The sequence below is a fragment of the Streptomyces sp. sk2.1 genome, assembly GCF_008120935.1.
Classification (GTDB): domain Bacteria; phylum Actinomycetota; class Actinomycetes; order Streptomycetales; family Streptomycetaceae; genus Streptomyces.
In genome coordinates, this window is the sequence record NZ_RDBO01000005.1 from 79,785 (window position 1) to 103,363 (window position 23,579).

Annotated in this window: 19 protein-coding genes and 2 pseudogenes; 7 read left to right on the top strand and 14 right to left on the bottom strand. The window is 70.4% G+C overall.

Features of this window, described 5'->3' with window-relative positions; genetic code table 11:
• Position 1: 1 nt before the first annotated feature.
• The 9 genes and pseudogenes from EAO76_RS00615 to EAO76_RS00650 all read right to left on the bottom strand — a co-directional run.
• Entirely contained in the window at positions 2-1,813 is a 1,812-nt protein-coding gene (locus EAO76_RS00615; protein ID WP_148832170.1) for a non-ribosomal peptide synthetase, read from the bottom strand.
• A complete protein-coding gene (locus EAO76_RS00620) occupies positions 1,813-3,117 on the bottom strand; it encodes an MFS transporter (protein WP_148832174.1) in 1,305 nt (434 codons plus the stop codon). Before EAO76_RS00620 ends, EAO76_RS00615 begins: the two co-directional genes overlap by 1 nt.
• A 2-nt stretch (positions 3,118-3,119) precedes the next feature.
• Entirely contained in the window at positions 3,120-4,076 is a 957-nt protein-coding gene (locus EAO76_RS00625) for a hypothetical protein (protein WP_148832177.1), read from the bottom strand.
• On the bottom strand, positions 4,073-4,501 hold the full coding sequence (locus tag EAO76_RS00630; protein ID WP_262375194.1) for a VOC family protein: 429 nt from the start codon (positions 4,499-4,501) through the stop codon (positions 4,073-4,075). The genes EAO76_RS00625 and EAO76_RS00630 overlap by 4 nt, the downstream gene beginning before the upstream one ends.
• A 148-nt stretch (positions 4,502-4,649) precedes the next feature.
• Positions 4,650-6,359: a carbamoyltransferase N-terminal domain-containing protein gene (locus EAO76_RS00635; RefSeq protein WP_148832183.1), complete on the bottom strand. Its 1,710-nt coding sequence runs from the start codon at positions 6,357-6,359 to the stop codon at positions 4,650-4,652.
• Positions 6,360-6,382: 23 nt separating this feature from the next.
• On the bottom strand, positions 6,383-6,871 hold the full coding sequence (locus EAO76_RS45695) for a hypothetical protein (protein WP_262375195.1): 489 nt from the start codon (positions 6,869-6,871) through the stop codon (positions 6,383-6,385).
• A 120-nt stretch (positions 6,872-6,991) separates the two neighbouring features.
• A pseudogene (locus EAO76_RS47430) lies at positions 6,992-7,375 on the bottom strand (class I SAM-dependent methyltransferase); the annotation flags it as partial.
• 103 nt (positions 7,376-7,478) lie between these two features.
• Positions 7,479-13,118, bottom strand: a complete 5,640-nt coding sequence (locus EAO76_RS00645) for a non-ribosomal peptide synthetase (protein ID WP_187438404.1) — start codon at positions 13,116-13,118, stop codon at positions 7,479-7,481.
• A 61-nt stretch (positions 13,119-13,179) separates the two neighbouring features.
• Positions 13,180-14,052 (bottom strand): annotated as a pseudogene (locus EAO76_RS00650) (LysR family transcriptional regulator); the annotation flags it as partial.
• Positions 14,053-14,147: 95 nt separating this feature from the next.
• On the opposite strand from EAO76_RS00650, the gene EAO76_RS00655 reads away from it, so the two are divergent.
• Positions 14,148-15,305: a nuclear transport factor 2 family protein gene (locus EAO76_RS00655; protein WP_148832192.1), complete on the top strand. Its 1,158-nt coding sequence runs from the start codon at positions 14,148-14,150 to the stop codon at positions 15,303-15,305.
• Between the two features lie 170 nt (positions 15,306-15,475).
• Here the strand turns inward: EAO76_RS00655 and EAO76_RS00660 are convergent, their stop codons facing one another.
• Positions 15,476-16,063 (bottom strand): TetR/AcrR family transcriptional regulator, encoded by a 588-nt coding sequence (locus EAO76_RS00660; RefSeq protein WP_148832195.1) that lies wholly within the window; start codon positions 16,061-16,063, stop codon positions 15,476-15,478.
• A 109-nt stretch (positions 16,064-16,172) separates the two neighbouring features.
• On the opposite strand from EAO76_RS00660, the gene EAO76_RS00665 reads away from it, so the two are divergent.
• Positions 16,173-17,165, top strand: a complete 993-nt coding sequence (locus EAO76_RS00665) for a TIGR03620 family F420-dependent LLM class oxidoreductase (protein WP_148832198.1) — start codon at positions 16,173-16,175, stop codon at positions 17,163-17,165.
• A complete protein-coding gene (locus EAO76_RS00670) occupies positions 17,162-17,557 on the top strand; it encodes a VOC family protein (RefSeq protein ID WP_148832201.1) in 396 nt (131 codons plus the stop codon). Before EAO76_RS00665 ends, EAO76_RS00670 begins: the two co-directional genes overlap by 4 nt.
• Before the next feature lie 82 nt (positions 17,558-17,639).
• Here the strand turns inward: EAO76_RS00670 and EAO76_RS00675 are convergent, their stop codons facing one another.
• The 4 genes from EAO76_RS00675 to EAO76_RS00690 all read right to left on the bottom strand — a co-directional run bounded on the left by EAO76_RS00675 (position 17,640) and on the right by EAO76_RS00690 (position 19,844).
• Positions 17,640-18,071: an HIT family protein gene (locus EAO76_RS00675; protein WP_148832204.1), complete on the bottom strand. Its 432-nt coding sequence runs from the start codon at positions 18,069-18,071 to the stop codon at positions 17,640-17,642.
• A gap of 38 nt (positions 18,072-18,109) precedes the next feature.
• Positions 18,110-18,790 carry an O-methyltransferase gene (locus EAO76_RS00680; protein WP_148832207.1) on the bottom strand — a complete coding sequence of 227 codons (681 nt, stop codon included), beginning with the start codon at positions 18,788-18,790 and terminating at the stop codon, positions 18,110-18,112.
• A gap of 118 nt (positions 18,791-18,908) precedes the next feature.
• Positions 18,909-19,328, bottom strand: a complete 420-nt coding sequence (locus EAO76_RS00685; protein ID WP_148832210.1) for a DUF4267 domain-containing protein — start codon at positions 19,326-19,328, stop codon at positions 18,909-18,911.
• Positions 19,329-19,397: 69 nt separating this feature from the next.
• The gene (locus EAO76_RS00690; RefSeq protein ID WP_148832213.1) at positions 19,398-19,844 is read right to left on the bottom strand and encodes a DUF1772 domain-containing protein; all 447 of its coding nucleotides are present in this window, start codon (positions 19,842-19,844) and stop codon (positions 19,398-19,400) included.
• A gap of 90 nt (positions 19,845-19,934) precedes the next feature.
• Here EAO76_RS00690 and EAO76_RS00695 point away from each other — a divergent pair, with 90 nt between their 5' ends.
• From EAO76_RS00695 to EAO76_RS45705, 4 genes are all read left to right on the top strand, one after another.
• Positions 19,935-20,513 carry a TetR/AcrR family transcriptional regulator gene (locus EAO76_RS00695; RefSeq protein WP_148832217.1) on the top strand — a complete coding sequence of 193 codons (579 nt, stop codon included), beginning with the start codon at positions 19,935-19,937 and terminating at the stop codon, positions 20,511-20,513.
• A 68-nt stretch (positions 20,514-20,581) separates the two neighbouring features.
• Positions 20,582-21,073, top strand: a complete 492-nt coding sequence (locus tag EAO76_RS00700; RefSeq protein WP_148832269.1) for a YciI family protein — start codon at positions 20,582-20,584, stop codon at positions 21,071-21,073.
• Positions 21,074-21,254: 181 nt separating this feature from the next.
• Positions 21,255-21,818, top strand: coding sequence for a hypothetical protein (locus EAO76_RS00705; protein ID WP_148832218.1), 564 nt, complete (start codon positions 21,255-21,257; stop codon positions 21,816-21,818).
• Between the two features lie 558 nt (positions 21,819-22,376).
• Positions 22,377-22,553, top strand: coding sequence for a hypothetical protein (locus tag EAO76_RS45705; RefSeq protein WP_262375197.1), 177 nt, complete (start codon positions 22,377-22,379; stop codon positions 22,551-22,553).
• The last annotated feature ends 1,026 nt before the right edge of the window (positions 22,554-23,579 follow it).

Here is a 23,579-nt window from a genome sequence, read left to right on the forward strand (position 1 = left end):
TTCAGGCCTGCTGGTCAGAGGCGAGCTCGACCTGCTGGAGGTAGTCGTCGAAGCGCGGGTGGGCGAAGACCGTCCTGAGCTTGACGGCGACGCCGGTCTCCCTGAGCAGGGCGCTGGAGAGCCGGGCCGCCGAGAGGGATCCGCCGCCGAGCGCGAAGAAGTCGGAGTCGGCGCCGACTTCGGGCACTCCGAGCACGTCCTGCCACAGCCGCCGCAGGACGGTCCGCACGTCAGGGGCGCCCGCGGGCGCGGTGCCGCCGTCCAGGCGGGCCGTGGCCGCCGCCCGCAGGGCCCGCACGTCGACCTTGCCGCCCTCGGTGAGGGGGAAGGCGTCCCAGCCGAGGATCTCGGCGGGGACCATGGCCGGGGGGAGCACGGCGCGCAGCCGGCCGGTCACCGCCTCCCGGTACGCCCGGTCGACGGGATGCGGGGTGCACACGCAGCCCACGAGGGTCTCACCGATCCGGAACACCTTGGCGTCCGTCACCGCGGGCTGCGCGGCCAGCACCGCGGCGATCTCGCCGGGTTCGACGCGTACGCCGTTGACCTTGAGCTGGTCGTCGACGCGTCCCAGGAAGTGGAGCAGACCGTGTTCCTCACGCACCCGGTCCCCGGTCCGGTACCAGGGGCCCTGCCCGGCTCCGGCGAGCGTCCCCTGGAGGAAGCGGTCCTCGGGGAGCGGATCCGTGCCGAGGTAGCCGAGGGCGACGCCGGGTCCACCGATGAGCAACTGCCCCTCGGCGCCCACGAGTACGGGGGTGTCCCGCTCGTCGACGACCGCTGTGCGCACGCCGGGCAGCGGTGCGCCGATGGGGACCCGCTCCCCCGCCGTCAGGTCCGGGGTCACCTCGCAGGCCACCGAGGTTATCGTGGCCTCGGAGACCCCGTAGGCGTGCACGAGGCGGGGGCGCCCCGCGGAGCACCAGCCGCGGGCCGCCTCCACCGGCAGCTCCTCGCTGCCCGTGACGACCAAACGCAGCGTGGGCAGGGCCGTGTCGCTCTCGTCGAGGTGGGCCGCCCAGCCGCTGAAGTACGAGGCGGGCAGGTTGCACACCGTGATGCCGCGTTCATGGACGATCCGGGCGAGCCGGTCGTAGCTCACGTCGCCGAGGCCCGTGGGGAGGATGTCGACCAGGGCTCCGGCGGCGAGGGCCGGCCAGATCTCCTCGGCGGCGACGTCGAACGCGAGCGAGGACACCTGCAGGACCCGGTCCTCCGGGGCCAGTTCGAAGAGCGCGTGGACGGCTCTGCGGTGAACCGCCAGGGAGCGTCTGGCGATGACGACTCCCTTGGGCACGCCGGTCGTTCCGGAGGTGTACACGAGGTAGGCGGGAAGGCTCCCGCGCTCGGCAGGGGTGATGTGCCACTCGTGGCTCCGCTCCGGAGCCGGCTCGTGGCCGCGCGCCTCGCCGTGCGTCACCACGGCCGGGCCGCCGGGTCCGCCGCGCCCGAACAGCTCCTGGTCCGCACTCTCCTCGGCGAGCACCGCGCGGGGCGCCGCCTCGGCGAGCATGTGACGCAGGCGGGCGGCGGGCACGTTCTCGCCGAGCGCGAGGTACGCGGCGTCGGCCAGGAGGACGCCCAGCAGCGCCGCCACGACCCGTGGGTTTCTGCGGCCCTGGACGGCCACCACATCACCGGCCCGGACACCGCGGTCGCGCAGGCATTGCTCGACGCGCCGTGCGTGGAGGGCCAGTTCGGCGTACGTCCAGGACTCGCTCCCCGCGGCCAGCGCGGGCCGATCGGGGTGGCGGTGCGCTGCGGCGAGCACGGCGTCCGCCACGTCGACGACCTCGGGTTTGTTGGCATCCATCACGACTTGACCTCTTTCGTCTTGACCTCTTTCACCTCGGCCTCGCGCGATTCGGCCCCGTGCGTCACGGCTTTTTGCGACGCGACCTCATCCGCCGGGCCCACGGACCTCGTCCGCAGTGCCCACGCCATCGCGGGCACGACCGCCACGGCCACCAGGAGGAACCCCGCGGCCAGCGCCGCCCAACCCATCGCCTCGTACCGCTCGACGACGAGCGTGACCACCGCGGGGCCGAGGACGAGGTTGAGCGAGCTGCCGAGCGCGAAGACTCCGCCCCAGGTGCCCTGGGCCCGGGCCGGCGCGAGCTCGTACCGGAGTTTCCAGCCCGCCGCGGAACTCCACACCTCGCTCAGCGAAAGGAGCGCCACGGAGACCACCAGGGCCCCCACGCCGACCAGGGCGGGCACTCCGGCGCTCATGGCGATGGCCAGGCACGACGCCGTGGAGGCGAAGCTCGCGAGGACCAGCAGCCTGCGCACCCCGCCGAAGGTCTCCGCGCCCCGGCTGAGCGGCACCTGCAGGGCCACGACCAGGACCGCGTTGAGGCCGTAGAGCCAGGCTCCGAGGCCCCGGGGCAGATCCGAGAGCGTCACGATCCACAGCGGGATGCCGATGCGCAGCACGATGTCCCCGACGGCGAGCAGGCCGTAGAGGACCGACAGCGTCAGGTACGGCACATCGCGCACGGCGTGGCGGATCGGCACGGCGTCGGCCCGCCGCTCCGGCCCGGCCTCCCGCTTCGGCAGCCCCAGGCACAGGACGGTCGCCGCCGCCTCGGCCAGGGCGCTGCCCAGGATGAGCCCGAGGTAGGCGGGCGCGTCGTCCAGGGTCAGGGCGAGCCCCGCGGCGAGCGCGCCGAGGATGATCCCCACGTTGAACGCGCTGCGCAGGTACGCGGAGACGCTCACGCGGGCCTCGCTGTCCACCATCTCCGCGACCAGCGCCTCGCGGCAGATCCAGCCTCCCTGGACGAAGACGCCGAGCAGGGAGACCACGACGACGAACTCCGCGAGCCCGTGGACCGCGGTCGCGGCGACGAGCAGCAGGACCTGCGCCACACCCATGACGACGGTCGCCCGGCGCGCCCCGACCTTGTCGGCGAACCGTCCCAGGTTGATGGAGAGGGGCAGCCAGATGAGGCCGGCGACGGTCAGGCCGACGCCGACCTGGGACACCGGGAGCCCGACGTAGCGGGTGAAGTAGATCGCGTTGCCGGAGGCGTACATCCCGAAGCCGATGCTGGCCAGGAAGTTCACCACCGCGAGCCTGAGCAGCGGTCCGGACAGGGGTATGAGGCGGCGCACGGCTACGAGAGCGGCTTGGCGGGAGTGGCGGCGGCCTCGCCGACCTCGTGCAGGATGCGCCCGATGCGGTTCTCGCAGTGGGCCACTTCGGCGCTGCGCAGCTCCTCCGGCCGTTCGTCGCCACCGTGTCCCAGTGGGTAGAGGCCCCGGGACGCGACGTCCGACGCCACCGCGTCCAGTCTGCGCAGGAGCTGGCTGGTGATGCCTTCGCCGTCCACGGGCGCGCGCAGGGTCATGAAGAAGTTGTCGTACAGGATCGCCGTGCGCTCCGAGGGCCGGACGACGGTCTCCTTCATGGTCTGCTGCAACAGGGACCGGCCCTCGGGCACGAGGCGTGCGGCGATGCCGTCGTGGATGGTCTTGTGGACGTCCACGGCGCGGGCGAGCCCGGCGGCCTCCGGGGCGTCTCCCCTGACCACGCCCCGGCCCCGGAACAGGCCGCGCACGGGGGCGAAGTCCGAGGCCCAGGTCCCGCTGAAGCTGCGGTGCTGGAGGTACATGCGGGGTCTGATCAGGCTCTGGTAGAGGTCGATCGGGCAGGATCCGGTGTAGAGCAGCATGGCGCAGTAGCCGTACGCGTACGTCTCGAGGCAGGCCAGCGAAGCGCGGTCCGGTATCTCCCGGTCCGTGTTCCGCTCCAGGATCTCGCCCATCAAGTGCCAGATCAGGAAGGTGATCTGATGCCCCGTGATCCATCGGAACCAGAACAGCTGGTCGTCGGTGGGGTCCGTGGAGGTGTCGGGCAGGTCCGACGTCCCGCCCTCGGCGAGGAGGCGCAGACGGAACAGGACGAGGTCGGGGTTGCAGGGGGGCAGGGCGCTCGGGACCACGGCGGAGGAGACGGCCGCGTGGCCGACCGGCGGCATCGTCAGGGGTTCGAGGCCGTAGGCGAAGTCCCCGAACTCCCATGCATCGGTACGTGGTTCGGCGACCAGGGTTCCGTCGCTCGGGCTTGTCATCGGGGACCGTCCGGTATGTAGCTGAGTTCGTACTCGAGGCCGTTCACGTCGAAGAGGTAGAGGCTGCGCACGCCGTCGTCGTCGACGACGATCTCGGTCGGCAGCTCCGGTCGGGCGAAGGTGTAGCGCCCCGATTCGTAGAGCTCGATCCACCGGCGGCGGCGCTCGACGAGCTCCTGCGGCGTGGCTACCTGGACGCACACGTGCTGGAAGAGGAAGCCGTCGTCGTCGGGCGTCCTGCCGTTGTGGCCCGCGCGGTCGAAGAGGTGCAGCCGGATGTCTCCGAAGGAGATCTCGATCAGCTTTCGGATGCCCGGCAGCCTGCTGAGGGTGAGTTCGGAGAAACGGTCGAGTTCCCACTTCTTCTCGGCGTCGAAGAACTCCAGGTACCAGCCGAGGCAGTTGTCCAGATCTGCGGTCTGCACGCCCACGTGGTGAATTCTGGGGTGGTTCGGACGATCCACTGCGGCATCTTCCTTTCGGGGCACAACCGGTCGGTGCGAAGGTGTCTTTCCGTTGCGGAGCGGTCGCGGTGACCGGGCCGGTGGGCCCGGTCACCGCCGGGTGCTCCCATCAGGCCTTGCTGTAGAGCACCCCGTCGGCCCAGACGTGCCGGGTGCGGCCCCACTTCATCGCGGACGCCGCGTCCGGGAAGAAGCCGTGGCCGTTGAGGTTGGCGCTGGTGTTGCACAGCACCGGGATGCCGCTCAACTCGTGGTACGCGCACAGGATTTCGGCGAGCACGGGATCGTCGTCCTCGCTGACGGTCTGCAGGCGCGCGGTGCCGTCGAGGTGGGTGATGGCGGGCACGCGGTCCAACCACTCGGAGCGCACGTCGTGGTCGAAGAGCATGTACGGGTCCGGGGTGCCCGGGTCGAAGATCTGAGGGGCGTGCTCGGTGAGGCAGATGGGGGCCACCGGGCGGTAGTGCTCGCGGTCCTTGAGGTCGTTGAGCAGGCCCTTCATCGCCGGATCGTTCGCCGGGGCGATGATGCTGCGGGCGCCGAGCGCACGCGGGCCCAGCTCCGCGCGGCCGCGCAGGAAGACCAGCGGCTCGCCGCTCTCGTGCAGGATGCGGGCGACCTCCGCGGGGGCGCATTCCCTGGATGTCCAGCCGTCCGGGGTGCGGGGGGTCGGGACCAGGGCGGGGCCCTGGCGCTGGTGCCACTGGACGGCCGAGACGCCGTTGCCGCGCGCGTACTCGGCGCATGCGGTGCCGATGGCGGATCCGGAGTCGTCCGGATAGGGCGGCACCCAGACGTCGTTGAAGACCGAGTGGGCGCGCAAGGCGCTGTTCCACTTGATGTTGAGGGCACAGCCGCCGGCGAAGCTGAGGTTCCAGGGGCCCTCGCCCTTCCAGCGCGTGATCTTCTCGACGACCCGCTCGACGAGGAGCTCCTCCATGAACTGGTGCATGCTCGCGAGGACGTCCTCGTCCGAGACGCCGAGCGCGGCGATGCGCTCGGCCGCGTCGCCGAGGTAGGCGTGCGTGTAGCGGTGCGAGGGCTCGCCGTTGCTGCCGCAGCCGATGACGGCGCGGCGGTACTCGGCGACGGCGTCGGTCGGCGCCTCGAAGTTCCGGTGGAAGGCGTCGCGCATGGCTTCCTGCACGGCGTCCTGCGGCTTGCCGAGAGCGATGTACGCCATGAGCTTGCCGGCGACGGAGAGGTCGTCGACGACCTGGGACCGGTCGCCCGTCTTCCGCGCCCAGGGACCGAAGTACTGCGCGGCCATGGCGTACGAGTGGCCGATCAGCGGGAAGACCTCGCCGCCGTTCTCGACGGTGCCCCGCGCGGCGTCCACGAAGTACAGCCGCGGGAAGCAGCCGCCGTCCCAGACGAGGACGAAGGAGTCCTCGCCGCGTGCGGCGAAGGGGCTGGAACAGTAGGCCGCCCCGAAGTGGCTCGACATATGGACGTAGCTGTTGTACGTCACCGTGGTCCCGCCGATGGGGAGTTCACCGGTGACGCCGGGCCGGACCAGGCTGTTGATGGTGTCGTTCTCGCGGTAGGGCGCGACCTTCAGTTCCAGGGGCGTGCCGTGGTCGAGGACGGAGAGGTGGCCGTAGTCCGCGCCGTCCCAGCCGTCGAGGGCCCAGTGGTCGACGTCGGACACCTTGAAGCCGTGCTCGGCGAGGATCTCGGGGATCAGCCGGAGGTCGGCGACCGGACTGTAGCGGGCGTTGTTCGCCAGCTTCTGCACCTCGATGTGAAAGAGGAGCTTGTCGTCCTCCAAGAGGGCGAGTCCGCCACTGTGGGTGAGCTTCAGGCCAGCTGTGATCATGGTCGCTTCTCCCTAACAGGCGTTCATGCGAGAAGATTGGCGTTGCGGACGTTGGCGCGGGTCCGCTCCGTGCACCGGTCGAGACCGGCTTCGTTGCCGGAGAGCAAGGTGAATCCGGTCGGGCGGAGCCGGAGTTCGACGCAGTCGAGCCGAGCCCGGGGGTTCATGCCGGCGAAGACCTCGCGCAGCCGGGAGCTCTTGAACAGATCGCTGCTCGCGAGCGTGCCGAACTCGCCCTCGGCCCAGTGGTCCGAGTCGATGAGGCTGGAGCCGCCGTCCCAGTTGATGCCGTGCACGACGGTCCATTCCGTGCCGTCGCGGAAGAAGTCCGCGGCTTCCTGGAACAGGTAGGCGTTGACGATCGGGTGGAGGTAGGCGTCGGCGTCGGCGGCGAGCTGGGTCTGCGCCGAGACCTCCGCGAAGGAGGTGCGCGTTCCGTACTGCTCGACCGAGAGGGCGAGTCCGAGGTCCGCGAGGACTGTCTTCGAGATGTCCTCGGCGGAGTGGTCCATGAGCACATGGACGAGTCGGCGGCTCAGCAGACGGTCGAATTCACCGTACGGATGATAGTACCAAGTGTAGGCTATTCCATCATCTTTCAGGTGCTGTTGCAACCATTTCGCGCCGCCCGCGGGATCGGCCAGATGGTGAATGACCCCCGTGCTCGTGATCAGGTCGAAATCGCGCCCAAGATGGTCGCCGCCGATCTCGGCGTGCCGGAAGCTCACGTTGTCGCAGTCGTGATTCTTCGCCAACTCCCGGGCGACCGAAAGCGAATGCTCGCTGAAGTCGACACCGAGGAATTCCGTGTCCGGGTACTGCAGGGCGAGACCGACGAGACGGTGTCCCGTACCGCATCCCGCGTCCATCACCTGGCAGTCTTCCAGGGAGGGGAGCACCAGGTCGAGGCCCATGGCCACGTCGTAGATGGGCTCGGTGTCGGAATTCGGCAGCGGGTAAGGGAATTCCTCGTACAGCGCGCGTACATCGCCTGAGGAAGGGGGGTGGGACGACATGAATCAACTCCTGTCCGTGCGGAGATGCCTGAGCCCCTGCGGAGGGGCCCAAGTCATTGCGGTGAGATCTACGCCATTGCGGGGAAGCCTGCGGAACGAACCGCTACCGAGTGCCGCTTTCCGTGCGCTGCTCGATCGCCTTGGCGATTTCGTCGGCCATCACGCCCACATGGGATGCGCGCAGGAACGTGAGATGGTCTCCCGGTGTGAGCCGCGCATCGAGTTCGGTGACGAACGGCGACCAGCTGTCGGCGATCGACAGCGACCAGGGGGAGCTCTCCGCCTGGTAGAGCAGTACCGGGCAGGAGACCGTCGTCGGCCGGTAGGACAGGAGCGCCCTGGTGTGCGCCTCCATCGTCCGCAGGTGGTCGAGGAGTTCGCCGCGGCGCAGGGCGAGCATGCCGGCGGGCAGATTGAGCTCCAGCATCAGCGCGGCGACGGCCTCGGACCGCTCCGGATCGCCCTCTGCCGCGTCGGTCAGGCGCGCGAGCAGATCGGTGGTGGCGGTGTGGTCGCGCTCGACCAGCTCCATCGATTCGCTGACGGGCAGGCAGGAGTCGAGGCCGACGAGCAGGGCGACGCTGCCGCCCGACTCCTCGATCAGCCGGGTCACCTCGATGGCCAGGGCGCCGCCGAAGGAGTAGCCCGCCAGCAGGTAGGGGCCCTCGGGCTGCAGGGTGCGGATGGCCTCCCAGTAGCCACGGGCCATCGCGGCCACGTCGGTCTGTGGCGGGGCGTCGAACGCCACGCTGCGGGCCTCGATACCGACCACGCGGACCGTCGGTGCCAGCGCCTCGGCGAGGTGGACGTAGCCGCTGACGTTGCCGCCGCCCTCGTGGAAGGCGAACAACGTCCTCGGCGCGGTGCCGCGGTTGAGCTCCACGATGGACACGCGGGTGTCACCGTCCGCCGTGAGGGCGCCGACGGCCGTGAACGGCTGCTGCCCCGCGGCCGGTTTGCCGGGCGCGCCGGTCGTGTCGGGTGCGGTCCTCGACGCCGCGGCATGCTTGGTCCTCGCGCGTGCCGCCAGGCCCGTGATCGTCGGGTTCTGGAAGAGCAGCCTCGGCGTGATCCTGACGCCGCCCCGCCGTGCCTGGGCGATGACCTGCATGCCGAGGAAGGAGTCGCCGCCGAGTTCGAAGAAGTTGTCGTCGGCGCCGACCCGGTCGACCTTCAGGACCTCGCGCCAGATGCCGGCCAGGAGTTCCTCGGTCGGCGTCGCGGGCGCCACGTACCGTGTGGCGACCTCGGCCCGGTCCTCGCCGGGGGCCGGGAGCGCCTTGCGGTCCACGCCCTTGCCGTTGGCCGTGACGGGCAGCGCGTCCAGAAACGTGAACACGGAGGGGATCATGAAGTCGGGCAGCCCGCGCGCGCACCACTCGCGCAGGTCGGAGACCGCGGGGCGGTCGCCGTCCGCGGCGATGCAGTAGGCGACGAGGCGGCGTGTGCCCGGCTCATCCTCACGGAGCAGTACCACGGCCGCCGTGAGCCCCGGGTGGGCGCCGAGCGTCGACTCGATCTCGCCCAGCTCGATGCGGAAGCCGCGGAGTTTGACCTGGTCGTCGATGCGGCCGATGAAGTCGATCCGCCCGTCGGCCAGCCAGCGCACCAGGTCCCCTGTGCGGTACATCCGCCCCGCTGCCCCTTCAGCCCTCGGGTCGCGGACGAACCGCTCGGCGGTCAGCTCGGGCCGGTTGAGGTAGCCGCGGGCGACTCCCCTGCCGCCGATCCAGAGCTCGCCCGGGGCGCCGATGGGGGCGGGGCGGCCCGTGCCGTCGACTACCAGGACGTCGGTGTTGGCCACCGGCGTCCCGATCGGTACGACGGCCTCGGGCCCGGTGAGCAGGCACGTGGTCATGTTGACGGTGGTCTCGGTCGGTCCGTAGATGTTGAACAGCGGCACGGACGTGCGCCGGAACCAGCGCTCCACCGAGGTCGCGAGGACCCGCTCGCCGCCCATGCTCATCAGGCGCAGCCGCGGCCCGGGGCGGGCGCCCTCGTCCAGGTGCGGGATCAGCTCGTTCCAGACGAAGGGCGGCAGCTGGCAGACCGTGATGTCCTTGGTCCGCAGGGTCTCCAGGACCTCGACCGGGGTCCAGTCGTCGCCCCTGGGGACGAGGCGCGCGCCGGCGATCAGCGTCGGGAAGATCTCGCCGACGGATCCGTCGAAGGTCACCGAGGAGAACTGCAGATACGCGTCGTCCGGGGTGAGCCCGTACTGGCGGCGCATCTCCTGGACCCGGTCGCTCATCGACCGGTGCTCGATCATGACGCCCTTCGGCCGGCCTGTGGAGCCGGACGTGTAGATCACGTACGCGAGGTCGTCGGGCCCGGCGAGCGGCTCGGGATCGGTCACCGGGGCGGAGCCGAGCAGGGCCGTGTCGGCCTCGCGGTCCAGGCAGAGGATGTCCACGGAAGCGGGCAGCCGGGCGGACAGGTGCTGCTGGGTGACCACCACCGGCAGGGCCGTGTCCTCGATCATGAAGGCGAGGCGCTCGGCCGGGTACTGCGTGTCCAGCGGCACAAAGGCACCACCGGACTTCAGGATGCCGAGCAGCGCGACGATCATGTCGAGGCCGCGCTCCAGGCACAGGCCGACCATCGTCTCGGGCCGGATACCCAAGGACCGCAGATGGTGGGCGAGTCGGTTGGCCCGTTCGTTGAGCGCGCGGTACGTGAGGGTCTCGTCGCCGAACTCGACGGCGACGGCGTCGGGCCTCTCCCGCGCCTGGCGCTCGATGAGCGCGTGGACCGGCACGTCGTCGGCATGGGGCAGTTCCGGCCCGTTCCAGGCGGCGAGCTGGGAGCGGTCCGCCGCGGTGAACAGTTCGACGGAGCCGACCGTCCCCTCCGGGTCGCCGTCGACGATGCCGGCGAGCAGCTGCTCCAGGTGGCCCGCCATGCGCCGAGCCGTGGCGTCGTCGATCATGCCGCGGTCGTGGACGAGGTGCAGATGGAGACGGTTGCCCTCGTGGGCGGCACCGAGGACGAGGGGGTAGCCGGTCCGCTCGACGTACTGCAGGCGACGCCGGCTGAGCCCCTGCGGGAGGTCGTCGCCGCTCAGCAGCTTCGGGTAGTTCTCGAAGACGAGGATCGACCGGAAGAGGGCGTCGGGGCCGGGTATCGCGCTCCACCGCTGGATGTCGGCGAGGGAGCTGTACTCGTACTGGCGGAGCTCGACGTGCCCTTCCTGCAGGGTCCGCAGCCAGTCGACGACCCGCGCCTCGTCGGGCGCGGCGGCACGGACGGGCAGGGTGTTGATGAAGAGGCCCACCATCGACTCGACGTCGGGCAGGTCGGCGGGGCGGCCGGAGACCGTGGAGCCGTACAGGACGTCCTCGCTGCCGCTGTAGCGGGACAGCAGGAGCGTCCACATGCCTTGGACGATCGTATTGACGGTGATCCGGTGGGACTTGGCGAACTCGCCCATGCGGACGGAGAGTTCGCCGTCCACCGTGAACTCCACGTCACCGAAGCCGCACTCGCCGGTCTCGCGGTCGACGCCCAGCGCCGTGGGCTCCGTGAGGCCGTCCAGGGCGCGGTTCCAGAACGCCTCGGCCTCGGAGCGCGAGCGCTCCTCGATCCACTCGATGTAGCGGGAGTACGGGACGGGGTCGGGCAGCGCGGGAACGGTCCCGGAGAGTGCGGCCCGGTAGCGCGTGTAGAACTCCTGCTGGACGAGCTGGGCGCTCCAGCCGTCGAGCAGCAGGTGGTGGAAGGACCAGATCACGATGGTCCGGTCGGCGGCGGTCCGCGCGAGGGTGAACCGCATCAACGGTGGCCGCGCCGGGTCGAAGCCTCGGCTCCGGTCGTCGGCGAGCAGCCGCTCCAGGCGCTCGCGTCGGGCGTCGGCGTCGGTGTCGCGCCAGTCGACCTCGTCGAAGGGGATCTCGGCCCGCGCGTGGACCGTCTGGCGTGCGCCGCTCTCGCCGTCCATGGTGAAGGAGCTGCGCAGGATGGTGTGCCGGTCCACGACCTCCTGCCAGCCGCGGCGGAAGCACGCGACGTCGAGCGGCCCGGTGAACTCGTCGACGAACTGCACCACGTAGGGCCGGACCTCGGCCGAATCGGCGGTGCCGTCGGCCGTTTCGGCCAGCGACTGGAAGAGCATGCCGGCCTGCATCGGGCTCAGCCCGCACTCCATGGGCTCGGCGTCGCCGGCGCCCCCGGCGGCGGCCTGCTCCCGCTGGGCCCGCATCAGGGACCTGAGAGCGGCGGCCACGCCCTCGACGAGCTTCTCGGCGGTCTGCCGCTCGTGGATGTTCGTGCTGTACGAGACGCTCAGCGACATGCGATCGCCCCGGACGCTCGCGGCGATGTCGATCAGATGGGCGCGCCGTCCGTCCGGGTCCACGGAACGGCCGTGGGGCTCGGCGGCGTCGGCCAGGCGGCCGAGGCCGGGGACGTCGCTGTCGAACTGGCCGAGGTAGTTGAAGCTGATCTCGGGCAGGGCCGCGTCGCGCAGCCTCCGCCGGGTCTCCTCCGTCCCCAGGTGGCGCAGGATTCCGTACCCGACGCCGTGGTGCGGCACCGCGGCCAGCTGCTCGCCGACGCTCGCCAGGCATTCCGCCGGGCCGCTGCCCGCCGGGAGGCTCAGTTCGACGGGGAAGATGCTGGTGAACCAGCCCAAGGTGCGGGACAGGTCGACGTCGTCGAACAGGTCCTCGCGGCCGTGCCCCTCCAGCGCGACGAGAGCGCTCGATCCGCCGGTCCACGCCTTGACGGCCTGGGCGACGGCGGTCAGCAGCACGTCGTTGATCCGGGCGCCGAAGGTGCGGGGCACGTCCCGCAGCAGGGCCGCGGTCTCCTCGCCGTCCAGGGTGACCGTCACCGCGTCGTACGAGGCGTTGGTGTTCTCTCCCGACCGGTCACGCGGGATCGGCGACGAGGTGCGGGGCCGCGTCCAGTGGCCGAGTTCGCCGGTCGCCGCGGGCGTGCTCCCGTAGTGCTGGAGCCGGGCGGACCACGCCTGGTACGAGGTGGTCTTCAGGGGCAGCACGGGGCGCTCGCCCGCCGCCAGCGAGCGGTAGGTGTCAGCGAGGTCCTGCAGCAGGATCCGCCAGGAGACGCCGTCGACCGCGAGGTGGTGGACGGCGAGCAGCAGTCGCTGGCCCCGCCCGGCACCGAGGTCGAACAGGGCCGCGCGCAGCAGTGGACCCGACGCGAGGTCCATGCCCTGCTGCACCTCGTCGGCGGCGGCTTCGACCCGCTCCCACGCGTCGGCCTCGGACAGCGCGGACAGGTCGTGGTGCGCCGTGCACGGCGCCGGCTCATCGGCGGTGTGGGTCTGGCGCCAGCCGTCGGCGCCGTGCTCGAACCGGAGCCGCAGCGCGTCGTGGTGTGCCACGAGCAGAGCGAGGGCTTCGTCCAGGGTCGCGGCGTCGAGCCCCTCGGTCTCCAGGAGCCGGGACTGGTTGAACTGCGCCCTGTTCGGCAGTTCCAGGCCGAAGAACCAGTGCTGGATGGGCGTCAGCGCCGCCTCTCCCTGCACGGGCCCCTGCTCGGCCCAGACCACGGCGCCCTCTTCGGCGTGCCGGGCGATCCCGGCGACGGTCTGGTGCCGGAAGATCATGCGCGGCGTGAGGTGCAGCCCGTACCGCTTGACGCGGGAGATCACCTGGATCGTGAGGATCGAGTCGCCGCCGAGCTCGAAGAAGTTGTCGTGGACGCCGACCCGCTCGACGCCGAGGACCTCGGCCCAGACCCGGGTGATCGCCTCTTCCACGGGGGTGCTCGGGGCCATGTACTCCGCACCGAGCCGGGGGCGGGCGCCGCCGGCTCGGTGCGGAGTCCGCCCGGCCCCTGAACGCCTCCACCAGCCGGTCGAACAGGACCCCCGCACAAGGATGGGGATCACGGCACGGCGTGAGCACATGGATGCCCCGCGTCGGAGGATCGACCAGAGCCACCGCGACGACATCCGCCCGCAGCGCACGGGCCAGCACCCCCGGCACCAGCGCGATGGCATGCCCCGTCGCCACCAGGGCCAGCTTGCCGGGCAGATCCGCCGCGGCGAGATCGATCCGGGCACCGACCCCCGCACGGTCCGCGTGCTGACGCAACAACACCGCCGAACCCTCGTTGTCCTCGGCCCAGACCTCCCCGGCCAGCGCCCGCACGTCCACCCGCCCCCGCCCGGCCAGCCGGTGCCCGAGGGGCAGCACCACGACCATCTCGTCCAGCCCGAGCAGCCGGCGCTCCACCCGCACGTCCCGCACCAGCCCCGGCGGCGCATCGGTGACCACGGCGACATCCAGATCACCGGAGGCCACCCGGTCGTGCAACTGCGCGCTCGGACCCGGCAGCAGACTCCACCGCACGGCCCTCGACTCCAGCAGCCCCCCGATGGCCTCCGGCACGATCCCCGCGGCCAGCGAGGGCGTCGCACCCACGGCCAGCGGCCGGCCCGACCCCCCGTCCCGCACGTCCCGAACCGCCCGCACCGCCCGGTCCGCCTCGTCGAGCACCACCAGCGCATGACGGCAGAACACCTCACCGGCCGCGGTGGGACGCACCCCACGCGCATGACGCTCCACCAGCACCACACCCAGCCGCTGCTCCAGCCCCGCGACCTGCCGGGAGACCGCCGACTGCGTGTGATGGAGCTCGTCCGCCGCCGCCGACAGCGAACCGAGCCGGCACACACTCACAAAAGTCCGCCACACCGTCAGATCCACGACGCCAGTATGCCCACCAGCCATGCGAGTTGCGCATACCGGCCCTGCGAAACCTGCGCTTGTCGCAGCCATGACGGTGCACGACCCTGACACCCATGACCACACCGCACACCGTCGCCGTCCTCGGCCTGGGACGCATGGGCAACGCCCTCGCGACACGCCTGACCGCCCGGGGCCACGACGTCATCGGCTGGACCCGCTCCGGACGAAACCCGGCCGCACACCGCACGACCGCCGACCCGAACGACGCCGTCACGAAGGCCGGCCTCGTCCTCCTGGCCCTCTTCGACGGACCGGCCTGCCGGCAGGTCCTCGACACCGTCCGCGACTCACTGCGCACGGACACCATCGTGCTCAACACCAGCACCATCGCCCCCGCCGAAGCAGCCGAACTGGCCCTCGAAACAGGCCCCTCCTACATCCACGCCCCCGTGCTCGGCTCCGTACCGGCCGCCACCGCCGGCACCCTGAAGATCCTCACCGCCGCCCCCCACGACACCCTCGACCGCGCCCGGCCGGTCCTGGAAGCACTGGGCACCCCCCTGCGCGTCGACGACGCCCGCACCGCCGCTGCACTCAAACTGGTCGCCAACAACAGCCTCGCCGGCGCGGTCCTGGCACTGCGCGACTCACTGCGCCAGGCCGACGCCCTCGGCCTGCCCCGCGACCAGGCACTGGACATCCTCGAACTCGGCCGGCTCGGCACACTGGTCGGCCACAAACGAACCCTCCTCACCGGCGAACCGGCCACCGCCCCCGCCGAGTTCACCATCGGCGCACTGACCAAGGACATGGACCTGCTGGCCGCCGCGACACACACTCCCCTGCGCAGCGCGGCCGGCCTCGCCCACACCCCCGCCGACCCCGGAGCCGACATCGCCGCCMCGGCCACGGCCCCCGCCGCGCACGACGCCGTGCTCGAACCCCTGCACGCCTACATCCGCACCCACGCCACCGGCGACCCCGCCCACCTCCACGACGCGTTCCTGCCCACCGCCCGCATCGAGGGAATCCGCGACGGCACATTCGTCTCCTGGCCCCTGGAGGAGTACCGCACACTCTTCCCCGGACGACCCGCCCCCGACGAACCGGCCCGCTCCCGCCGCATCGACACCCTCGACGTCCACGGCACCGTCGCCACCGCCACCATGACCCTCTCGCACGGAACGGACACCTTCACCGACATCTTCCTGCTGGTCCGCACCGACGACGGCTGGCGCATCGCCAACAAGGCATACCACCGCAGCCCCTGACGGAACATCATCCCGCCCCCGGCCCCGCGCACGGCCGGACCGGCACGAACACCGGGGGAGGAGCAGGGAGGCGGGAAGAACCACCGCACGAGCCGGCACACCGGCACGGCCCGACACACACCGGCACCGCACACCGCGCACCGGCACCGCACACCGTGCACCGGCACCGCTCACCCGCCCCCGCGCGCCCTCCCGTGCACCGCGTCGAGCGCCAGGGACAGCAGCCGGCGGGCCTGCTCGGCATCCTCGTCACGGGCCGTGGACAACGCGATCCCGACGACGAGCCGCACCAGATCGTCGGCACCCAGATCGGCACGGGCCGTGCCCCGCCGCTGCGCCCGGCCGAGCAGACCGGCCGCCGCCTCCAGGATCGGCCGGTGGCAGTCGAGCTCCGGCGCGCCGGGCCCGTCGAGCAGCAGGACGCTGCCCATCGCCTGATGGGCACGGGCATGGGCCAAGAACGCCTCCAGCCACCGCTCCAGGGCCTCATCGGCGCTGCCCTCGGCACCCAGCCGCTCCGCCTGCCCGCACAGCACCCCGACCCGGTCCCGCAGCACCGCGGTCAGCAGGGCCTGACGGCTGGGGAAGTGCCGGTACAGGGTTCCCGGACCGACGCCGGCCCGCCGGGCGATCTCGTTGAGGGAGGCCCCCGGGCCGTCCGCGGCGAACACCTCGTGCGCGGCGGCCACCAGGCGCTCCCGGTTCAGGAGCGCGTCCGTGCGCCTCGCGGATCGGCCGCCGCCCTGTCCCGTCGTCATCGCCCCGCCCCTTCCGGTCGCACCCCTCCGGCTGGCCATGCGGAGAGGTTCTCCGTATCGTAGCGGGCGCCAACCGGAGAACCTCTCCGGTACGGACGGGGGGACACCCATGCCCAACAGCACACCGCCGGCACTCGGCCAGGTCGGAATCTGGACCTTCGCCTACGAACGGCAACCCGCCACCCTGGTACGGGAATCGGCCGCCGAGATCGAGGAACTGGGCTACGGGGCCCTCTGGTACGGAGAAGCGTTCGGCCGCGACACCGTGGGCCAGGCATGGCTGCTGCTCTCGGCGACCCGCCGCATCACCGTCGCGTCCGGCATCGCGAACATCGCCTTCCGCGAACCGATCACCACCGCCGCCGCGACCCGCACCCTCGGCGAGGCGTTCCCCGGCCGCTACGTCCTGGGCCTGGGCGGACACCGCGTCGACGACACCGTCCACACCGTGGACGGCTACCCCGTACCGGCCCGCGGCAGAGCCGTGACCACCATGCGCTCCTACCTGCAGGCCATGGACGCCTCACCCGCCCACGGCCCCGACCCGGACCCGGCCCCGCGCCGGCTCCTGGCCGCCCTGGGCCCGAAGATGCTGGAACTGGCCGCCGAACACACCTGGGGCGCACACACCTACTTCGTACCCGTCGAACACACCGCACGAGCACGCCGGATCATGGGCCCCCACGCCTGCCTCGCGGTCGAACAGGCCGTCGTGCTCGACCACGACCCCGACCGGGCCCGGGAAGTGGCCACCGCACACGTCGCCGGATACCTGGCAGCCCCGCACCAGCAGGCGAACATACGCCGGCTCGGCTTCGGGGACCAGGACACCACCGACGGCCCGAGCCGCCGACTGGTGGACGCGATCGTCGCCCACGGCGACACCGAAACCATCCACCGACGCGTACAGCAACACCTCCGGGCCGGGGCCGACCACGTCTGCCTGCAGGTACTGACCGCCGACCCCACCGAACCGCCCCGACGAGAATGGCGCGAACTCGCCCCCGCCCTCATACCCCGCCCGGCCACCGGACACGGACAGCACCGGCCCCCTTCGGCCGGTGGCGGACCGGACGCCGCCCCGGCAGGCTCACACCCATGACCTCATCAGTGATACAGAACGTGGCGATCGACTGCGCCGACGCCTACGAACTGGCCCGGTTCTGGAGCCGGGTACTCGACAGCCCCCTGCACCCGGAAGCCGAACCCGGCACCCCGGAAACGGCAGTGATGCCGCCCCAGGGCCCGCTGCTGCACTTCAACCAGGTACCGGAACCCAAAACCGCCAAGAACAGAATCCACCTGTGCCTGCGCCCGGAGACCTCGCGCGAGGAGGAGGTCGAGCGGCTCCTCGGCCTCGGCGCCACCCTCGTCGCCGACCGCCGGGAACCCGACGGCACGGGCTGGGCCGTCCTCGCGGACCCCGAGGGCAACGAGTTCTGCGTCCTGCGCAGCGCGGCCGAACGCGCCGCGACATCCGCACCGGCAGGCTGAGCACCCGGCCCGGCCCGGCGCTCCCGGGCCGGGCCCCGCACCACCGGTGCGGGCCGGCGGAGCGGTTGCAGGCGGTCGGGGCTCAACTCCCGTGGCGGGGCTGCCGGTCGCGGCCGAGCTCCCCGGCCAGCCGTGCGACCGGATCACCGGCAGGGCGGTGACGGGACCGGCCGCCCGGCCACGTGGAGATCCCGTCGTCCGCCCACCGCGGGACGACATGGAAATGCAGATGGGGAACGGACTGCTCCGACCCGGGCCCGCTCGCGCTCAGCACGTTGACCCCCGAAGCGCCCAGCGCCGCCCGCATGGCCACCGCCACGCGCTGGACCAGCACCGCCGCTGCGGCCAGGACATCGGGCGGGGCGTCGAACACGTCCGCGTGATGACGGGTGGGAACCACCAGCGTGTGCCCCGGAGCGAGCGGGTCCGGCGGGGCGAAGGCACAGACCTCGGCGCCCCGGGCCACCCAGCGGGCGGTGTCCTCACGGATGAGCCGGCAAAAGACGCAGTCCATGCCGCCCCACCCTGCCACAGCCGCCCCGAACCCCGGAGCTAGCCGGTGACGAGCGCGACCAGGAACCCGTCGTAGCCCTTGGAGCCGACGGTCTGGAGCGCGGTGGCCTCCAGCCGGGGATCGGCGCCGACCAGTTCGGCGAAGCGGCGGACCCCGTCCACCCGCGCGTCGCCGGTGTCCGGGGAGACCACCGCGCCGTCACGCACGACGTTGTCCCCGACGATGAGACTGCCGGGCCGGGTCAGCCGCAGAGCCCACTCCAGGTACTCAGGGTTGGACGGCTTGTCGGCGTCGATGAAGACCAGGTCGAACGGCTCCAGACCCCGCTCCCGCATCTCCTCCGCCAACTGCGGCAGAGTCTCCGCGGCCCGGCCCTCACGCACTTCGACCACATGGCCGAGCCGGGCACGGGCGATGCTCGCGGCGGCGGTCGCCGCACACACCGGGTCCGCCTCCAGCGTCACCAGACGCCCGCCCTCGGGGAGCGCGCGGGCCAGCCAGATGGTGCTGTACCCGCCGAGCGTCCCGATCTCCAGCACCCGGCGGGCGCCGCCGAGCCGGGCCAACAGATGCAGCAGCTTGCCCTGGTTGGGGGCGACCTCGTGCGCGGGAAGACCTGCGGCGACGGAGCTCTCACGGGCGGCGGTCAGCGCCTCGTCCTCCTCCACCAGATGCCCGTTGAAGTAGGCGTCGACAGCCGACCAGGTACCCTGCGACATAGTGAGTTCCTTTTCGATACTTACTCTCCGACCGGTGCGAACACTACACTTCCCGGAGCCGCGACGAACCCGCGGGCAACCGCTGCGCCCCGCGGGAGGCGTTTGCCGCGTGCGGCTTTCAGACGGGCCGCACGGCGGGCGCCGGGGCGGAGGCACTGCGGGTCTCGCGGAGGACCAGCAGGCCGGTGAGCGCGATCAGTGCCGAGGTCAGGCCGTGGATGCCGAACGCGGCGGCGGTGGAACCGTGGTGGGCCAGGACGTTGATCATGTCGCCGAACGGGGCGACGGCCTCCATCAGCAGGACCCAGCCCAGGGCGCGGCGGTGGCCCGTCACCAGCAGGATGCCGATGACCAGGCCCATCGCGAATTCGCGGATGCCCTTCATGACGAGGAAGCCGCCGCCGTCGCCCTCGGGCCAGTCCGGCAGACCGACGCCCGGGGCGGACGTCTCGGGGGCCAGGATGAAGGACAGCCCGAGATAGAGGACGAACAGGGTGATGGCGATGGTCAGGACGGTGTTGACGTTCTTCAGCGACATGGTGCTTCTCCTTTGACGTTCGGTCCGGGGGCAGGGTTCGGCGACGGCCGGGCGCCCGGGCCCGCGGGCTCAGGCGAGGGCGGCGGCCAGCAGGGCGAAGGCGGCGATGATGACGGCGACGCGGACGTAGTGCCAGCGCTCCCAGCGGTTCATCTGCTCCCTCCAGTCCGCGGGCCGGTTCTCGGGCGTCCACGTCCTGTTCCGGTTGTTGATCGGAACGAGCAGCAGAAGCGACATGACCACGCTGAGGGCCAGAAGCGCTCCGGCGGTGACGACGAGGCCGGAGCCGTGGTGGTCCCACCCGGCGGCGGCCCAGATGCCGACGAGCACGAGCGAGCCGATGTACCAGAACGGCATCACGGCGCCGAGCATCCGGCCCCCGTGGGCGTGGCCGAGCTGGCCGCTGTCCTCCGGGAGGGCGTTGAGGATCGGACGGATGACGAAGGCGACGGAGAACTCCACCCCCACCATCACGCCGACTGTCACGGTGGTGACGACCTCGAGCACATTGAGCATGACGATCCCCCTGAGATCTAGCGTTGCTAGCTGGCGAGGCAACGCTAGTACTACTGCCGCTCGAATGTCTAGCGATGCTAGGATCGAGTCATGTCGGTACAGCAACGCAAGCAACGCGAACGGGCAGAACGCGAACACCTCATCGTGACGACAGCCCGCGAACTCGCCGAGCAACAAGGCTGGGACGCAGTCACCACCCGCCGGCTCGCCGAACGCATCGAATACAGCCAGCCCGTCCTCTACAGCCACTTCCGCGGCAAACGCGAGATCATCGGCGCCGTCGCCCTCCAGGGCGCCACCGAAATGGCCGCAGAAGTACGGGCCGCAACCGCCGCCGCGGACAGCCCCCGCGCCCGGGTATACGCCCTCGCCCGCACCTACCTCGACTTCGCCGCCCGCAACCCGGCCGTCTACGACGCCCTCTTCCAACTCGACGGCGGCCTCGCATACGCACAGGAAGAAACCCCCCAACCCCTCAAGGACGCCTTCGCCGCACTACTGGAATGCCTCGAAGAAGTCGCAGGCAACGGCGTCGCCCCAGGACTGTTCACCGAAGTGTTCTGGGCATCCCTCCACGGAGTGGCAACCCTGACCCGAACAGGACGACTGCCACCGGAACACACCGAACCAAGAGTGCAACTACTGGTGGACCGACTCACCATGGCCTGAAGGAACACAAGAACCCCGGCGACAAAGCCGATCGAGACAACGCCCTCGACGAGGAAGGCTCTGTGACCATGGAGTACTTCTGCTATCACCGAGACCGGCCGGGCTCCCTCGCGTTGCGCGAGGAGTTGCTGGAGGAGCACTGGTCCTACATGGACCGGTACGCGAAGGAACTGATCGCCCGCGGCCCGACCTTCACCGAAGACGGTGAGACGCTCACCGGGAGCGTGCACATCGTCGGTCTGCCCGACCCCGCCGCCGCCCGCGCATTCGCCTTCGACGAACCCAACTACCAGGCCGGAGCGTACCGGGACGTGCTGCTGCGCCGGTGGCACAACGTGCTGGGGCGCACCATGTGGGACTTTCCCGGCGACCGAAGCAGCGGCAGCCAGTACCTGGTCCTCGGCCTCGGCGAAGGCCCGGCCGCAGACCTCACCCCACCACCCGACCAGGACGAACTGATCGCCTACGGGCCACTGCTGTCCGACGACAACGACACATGGCTCGGCACCGCCGCACTGCTCCGGGCCCCGGACCCGGATGCGGCACGCACCGTTCGATGATGGGTCCTGTCGTTGGCTTTGATAGCCCGGACAGCAGTGCCCGGCCCTCCAAGTGGCACAGGCTCCACGGTCGGCTCTTGCGAACCGCGTTCGCACCCTTGTGTCGCAGAGTTGCCGATTGTGGTGCCCATATGCACGATCTTGTCCCCGGGCGGGAAGGAGACCCATAGCATCGTCTGTCATGGCTACAGTGATCTTGACCGTCGGGCTGGCGTTCATCGGCTACCTGGCGACCTATCTGAACGGACTGCGCCTTGCACAGCGACAGGCCCGACTCACTCGCGTCAACCAGCAGCTGAGCGACTTCTACGGGCCACTGTTCGCCCTCATGGAAGCCAATAGCCGAACCTACGACACCTTCTCGGAGAAGTACGCTCGTCCCGATGGTCGTGATCCCTTCCGCCATGACACACCACCTACCGAGCAAGAACTTGCGGAGTGGCGCACCTGGGCCACAACCGTCTTCATCCCCAACATCAAGGCCATGCGAGACGTGGTGGTCACCAAGGCCGACCTCCTCATCGAGGAAGAGATGCCCCCCGCCCTCCTTCAGCTTTGCGCCCATGTCTCGGGCTACGAGATCACTGCTGCCCGATGGGCCCAAGGCAACTACGAAGAGCACCTGTCACTCATATCCTTCCCTGGCCGGGAACTCAGGAAGTACATCCGCGACAGGTTCACACAGCTCAAGAGCGAGCAGGCGAGTCTGTTGGGACACAGCCGAACCGCCAGCGGAAACCGATGAACGAGCCCCGTCGGGTGACGAGACGAACCCTGCTGGTATTTACGTGACAGCCCCTGGCTTGTTGTTCATGGGCTGGCGTTGAATGCGGCTTGGATCTGGTTGGTGTTTTCATGGTCCAGCGGGTGTGAGGGCGACCTTTGTCTGATCTTTTGTTCCGTCGCAGAGGCAGAAGAACCGGTACGAAGGCCGCAGTGGTGAGCCTGGAGCATCAAGACGTCCCGCAGGACGCGTGTGCGGAAGTGTCACGCTTCCGGACGGAGTTGTACGCGTGCATGACCGCGCGGGGCGACACGCTGCTGTGCACGGACGGGCTGGTACGCACGCTGGCCGGCCTGGCGCTCGCGCCGGAACATCGCCGTGGTCACGTGGCTCTGTACGGCGGATGGTCGGCTGGTGCTGGCAGTGGATGTCTCGCGATGGCTGCGCCGGACGCCAACACGTGTGCTGCCCGGTTCTTTTGCCTCACGTTCGGCCGGGGCGAGGCTGGAGAGTGGCCGCACCTCGTGGACGGCGGCGCTCGACGCTGTCCGCCCGGAGCCCGTTGCCCACGTTGAGTCAGTGACCATGGAGCAGATTCGAGAGGTCGTCGAACGGATGGATGCAGCCGGCCAGCGGGAGCCGGGCGGCCCAGAGGTCCTGGCTGTGCTGGACGCCGGATACGACGTTTCGCGCATCGTCCACCTGCCGGCCGGACTGACCGTCGAGATCCTGGGCGGCTCTGTTCGGATCGGGTGATCCGACGACCAGCACCCTCGCGTGAAAAGTTTTTCCTGGCCAACCTTATCGAGCACACGTCTCGCCTGTTCAAGCAGACGCTCGGCTGGACCAGACCGCAGCTTCGCAGCCGGAGGCAGCCGACCGGTGGACCTGGCTGGTGATCGCTGCCTGTGCCCAGCCCCAGGCTCGTCCGGCCACTGGCCGGTGACCTACGAAGCCCCTGGGAGAAGCTGGCCGAGCAGAGAACAGACTCACCCCCGCCCGAGTCCGACAGGGGCTCAGGAACCCGCACATGAAGACCGGCCTCCTTCCGGTGCACCGAAGCTGTCACGCCCGGGCCTGGCTGACCGCCGGGCCCCAAGGAACCGTCGCTCCGTTACTCGTCATGACGTGGGCAGAGTCCTCGTGACCGGCGAGGGGTACAGCCGCCCGGCCCACTATGAGACCGGCACCAAAACTCACCGAAAAGGATAAATAACAGGTTCAACACCAACCGCTTTTTTTCGGGTTTCCCTGTATCCGGAATCCCTTGCCAGGAACATTTTCCTCAAGGGGTGAGCGAGAATTTACAAGAGCTCGCCGACTCCATTTTTTTATAAAGCGTCAAATTGATTGCGTTTCCCGTCCTCCATCGTGAAGGAATTTTTTCGACAGAGTGTCAGAAAATTTATCCGGTCTCGAAAATGACGTGTTCTCAGATGGAATCAATGCGTGAATACGGGCGCACCAGGAGGCTCAAGACCAGATCATTTCTCCGGGCGAGCGAGCGCCGGGTCTCGTCAGAACTGACGAAACATCAGATCTAATCCCCAGGACTGCATGACTTCCCGTCACCAGGACCACCTCACCCAGTAGCCAGCCGCCCGCGAAGCGGGCCAAGGAACGGGCGCGGAGCGGCTGTTCAGGTCTGCGAAGCAGACCGTCACATCAGGCGCGGAGCGCCAGATGTGACCCAGGGCCACGGAGTGGCCCAACACTCAGGAGCGCGGAGCGCTCCTGAGACGCGACGCGTAGCGTCGCCGCGTCGCGTCTGCGGAGCAGACC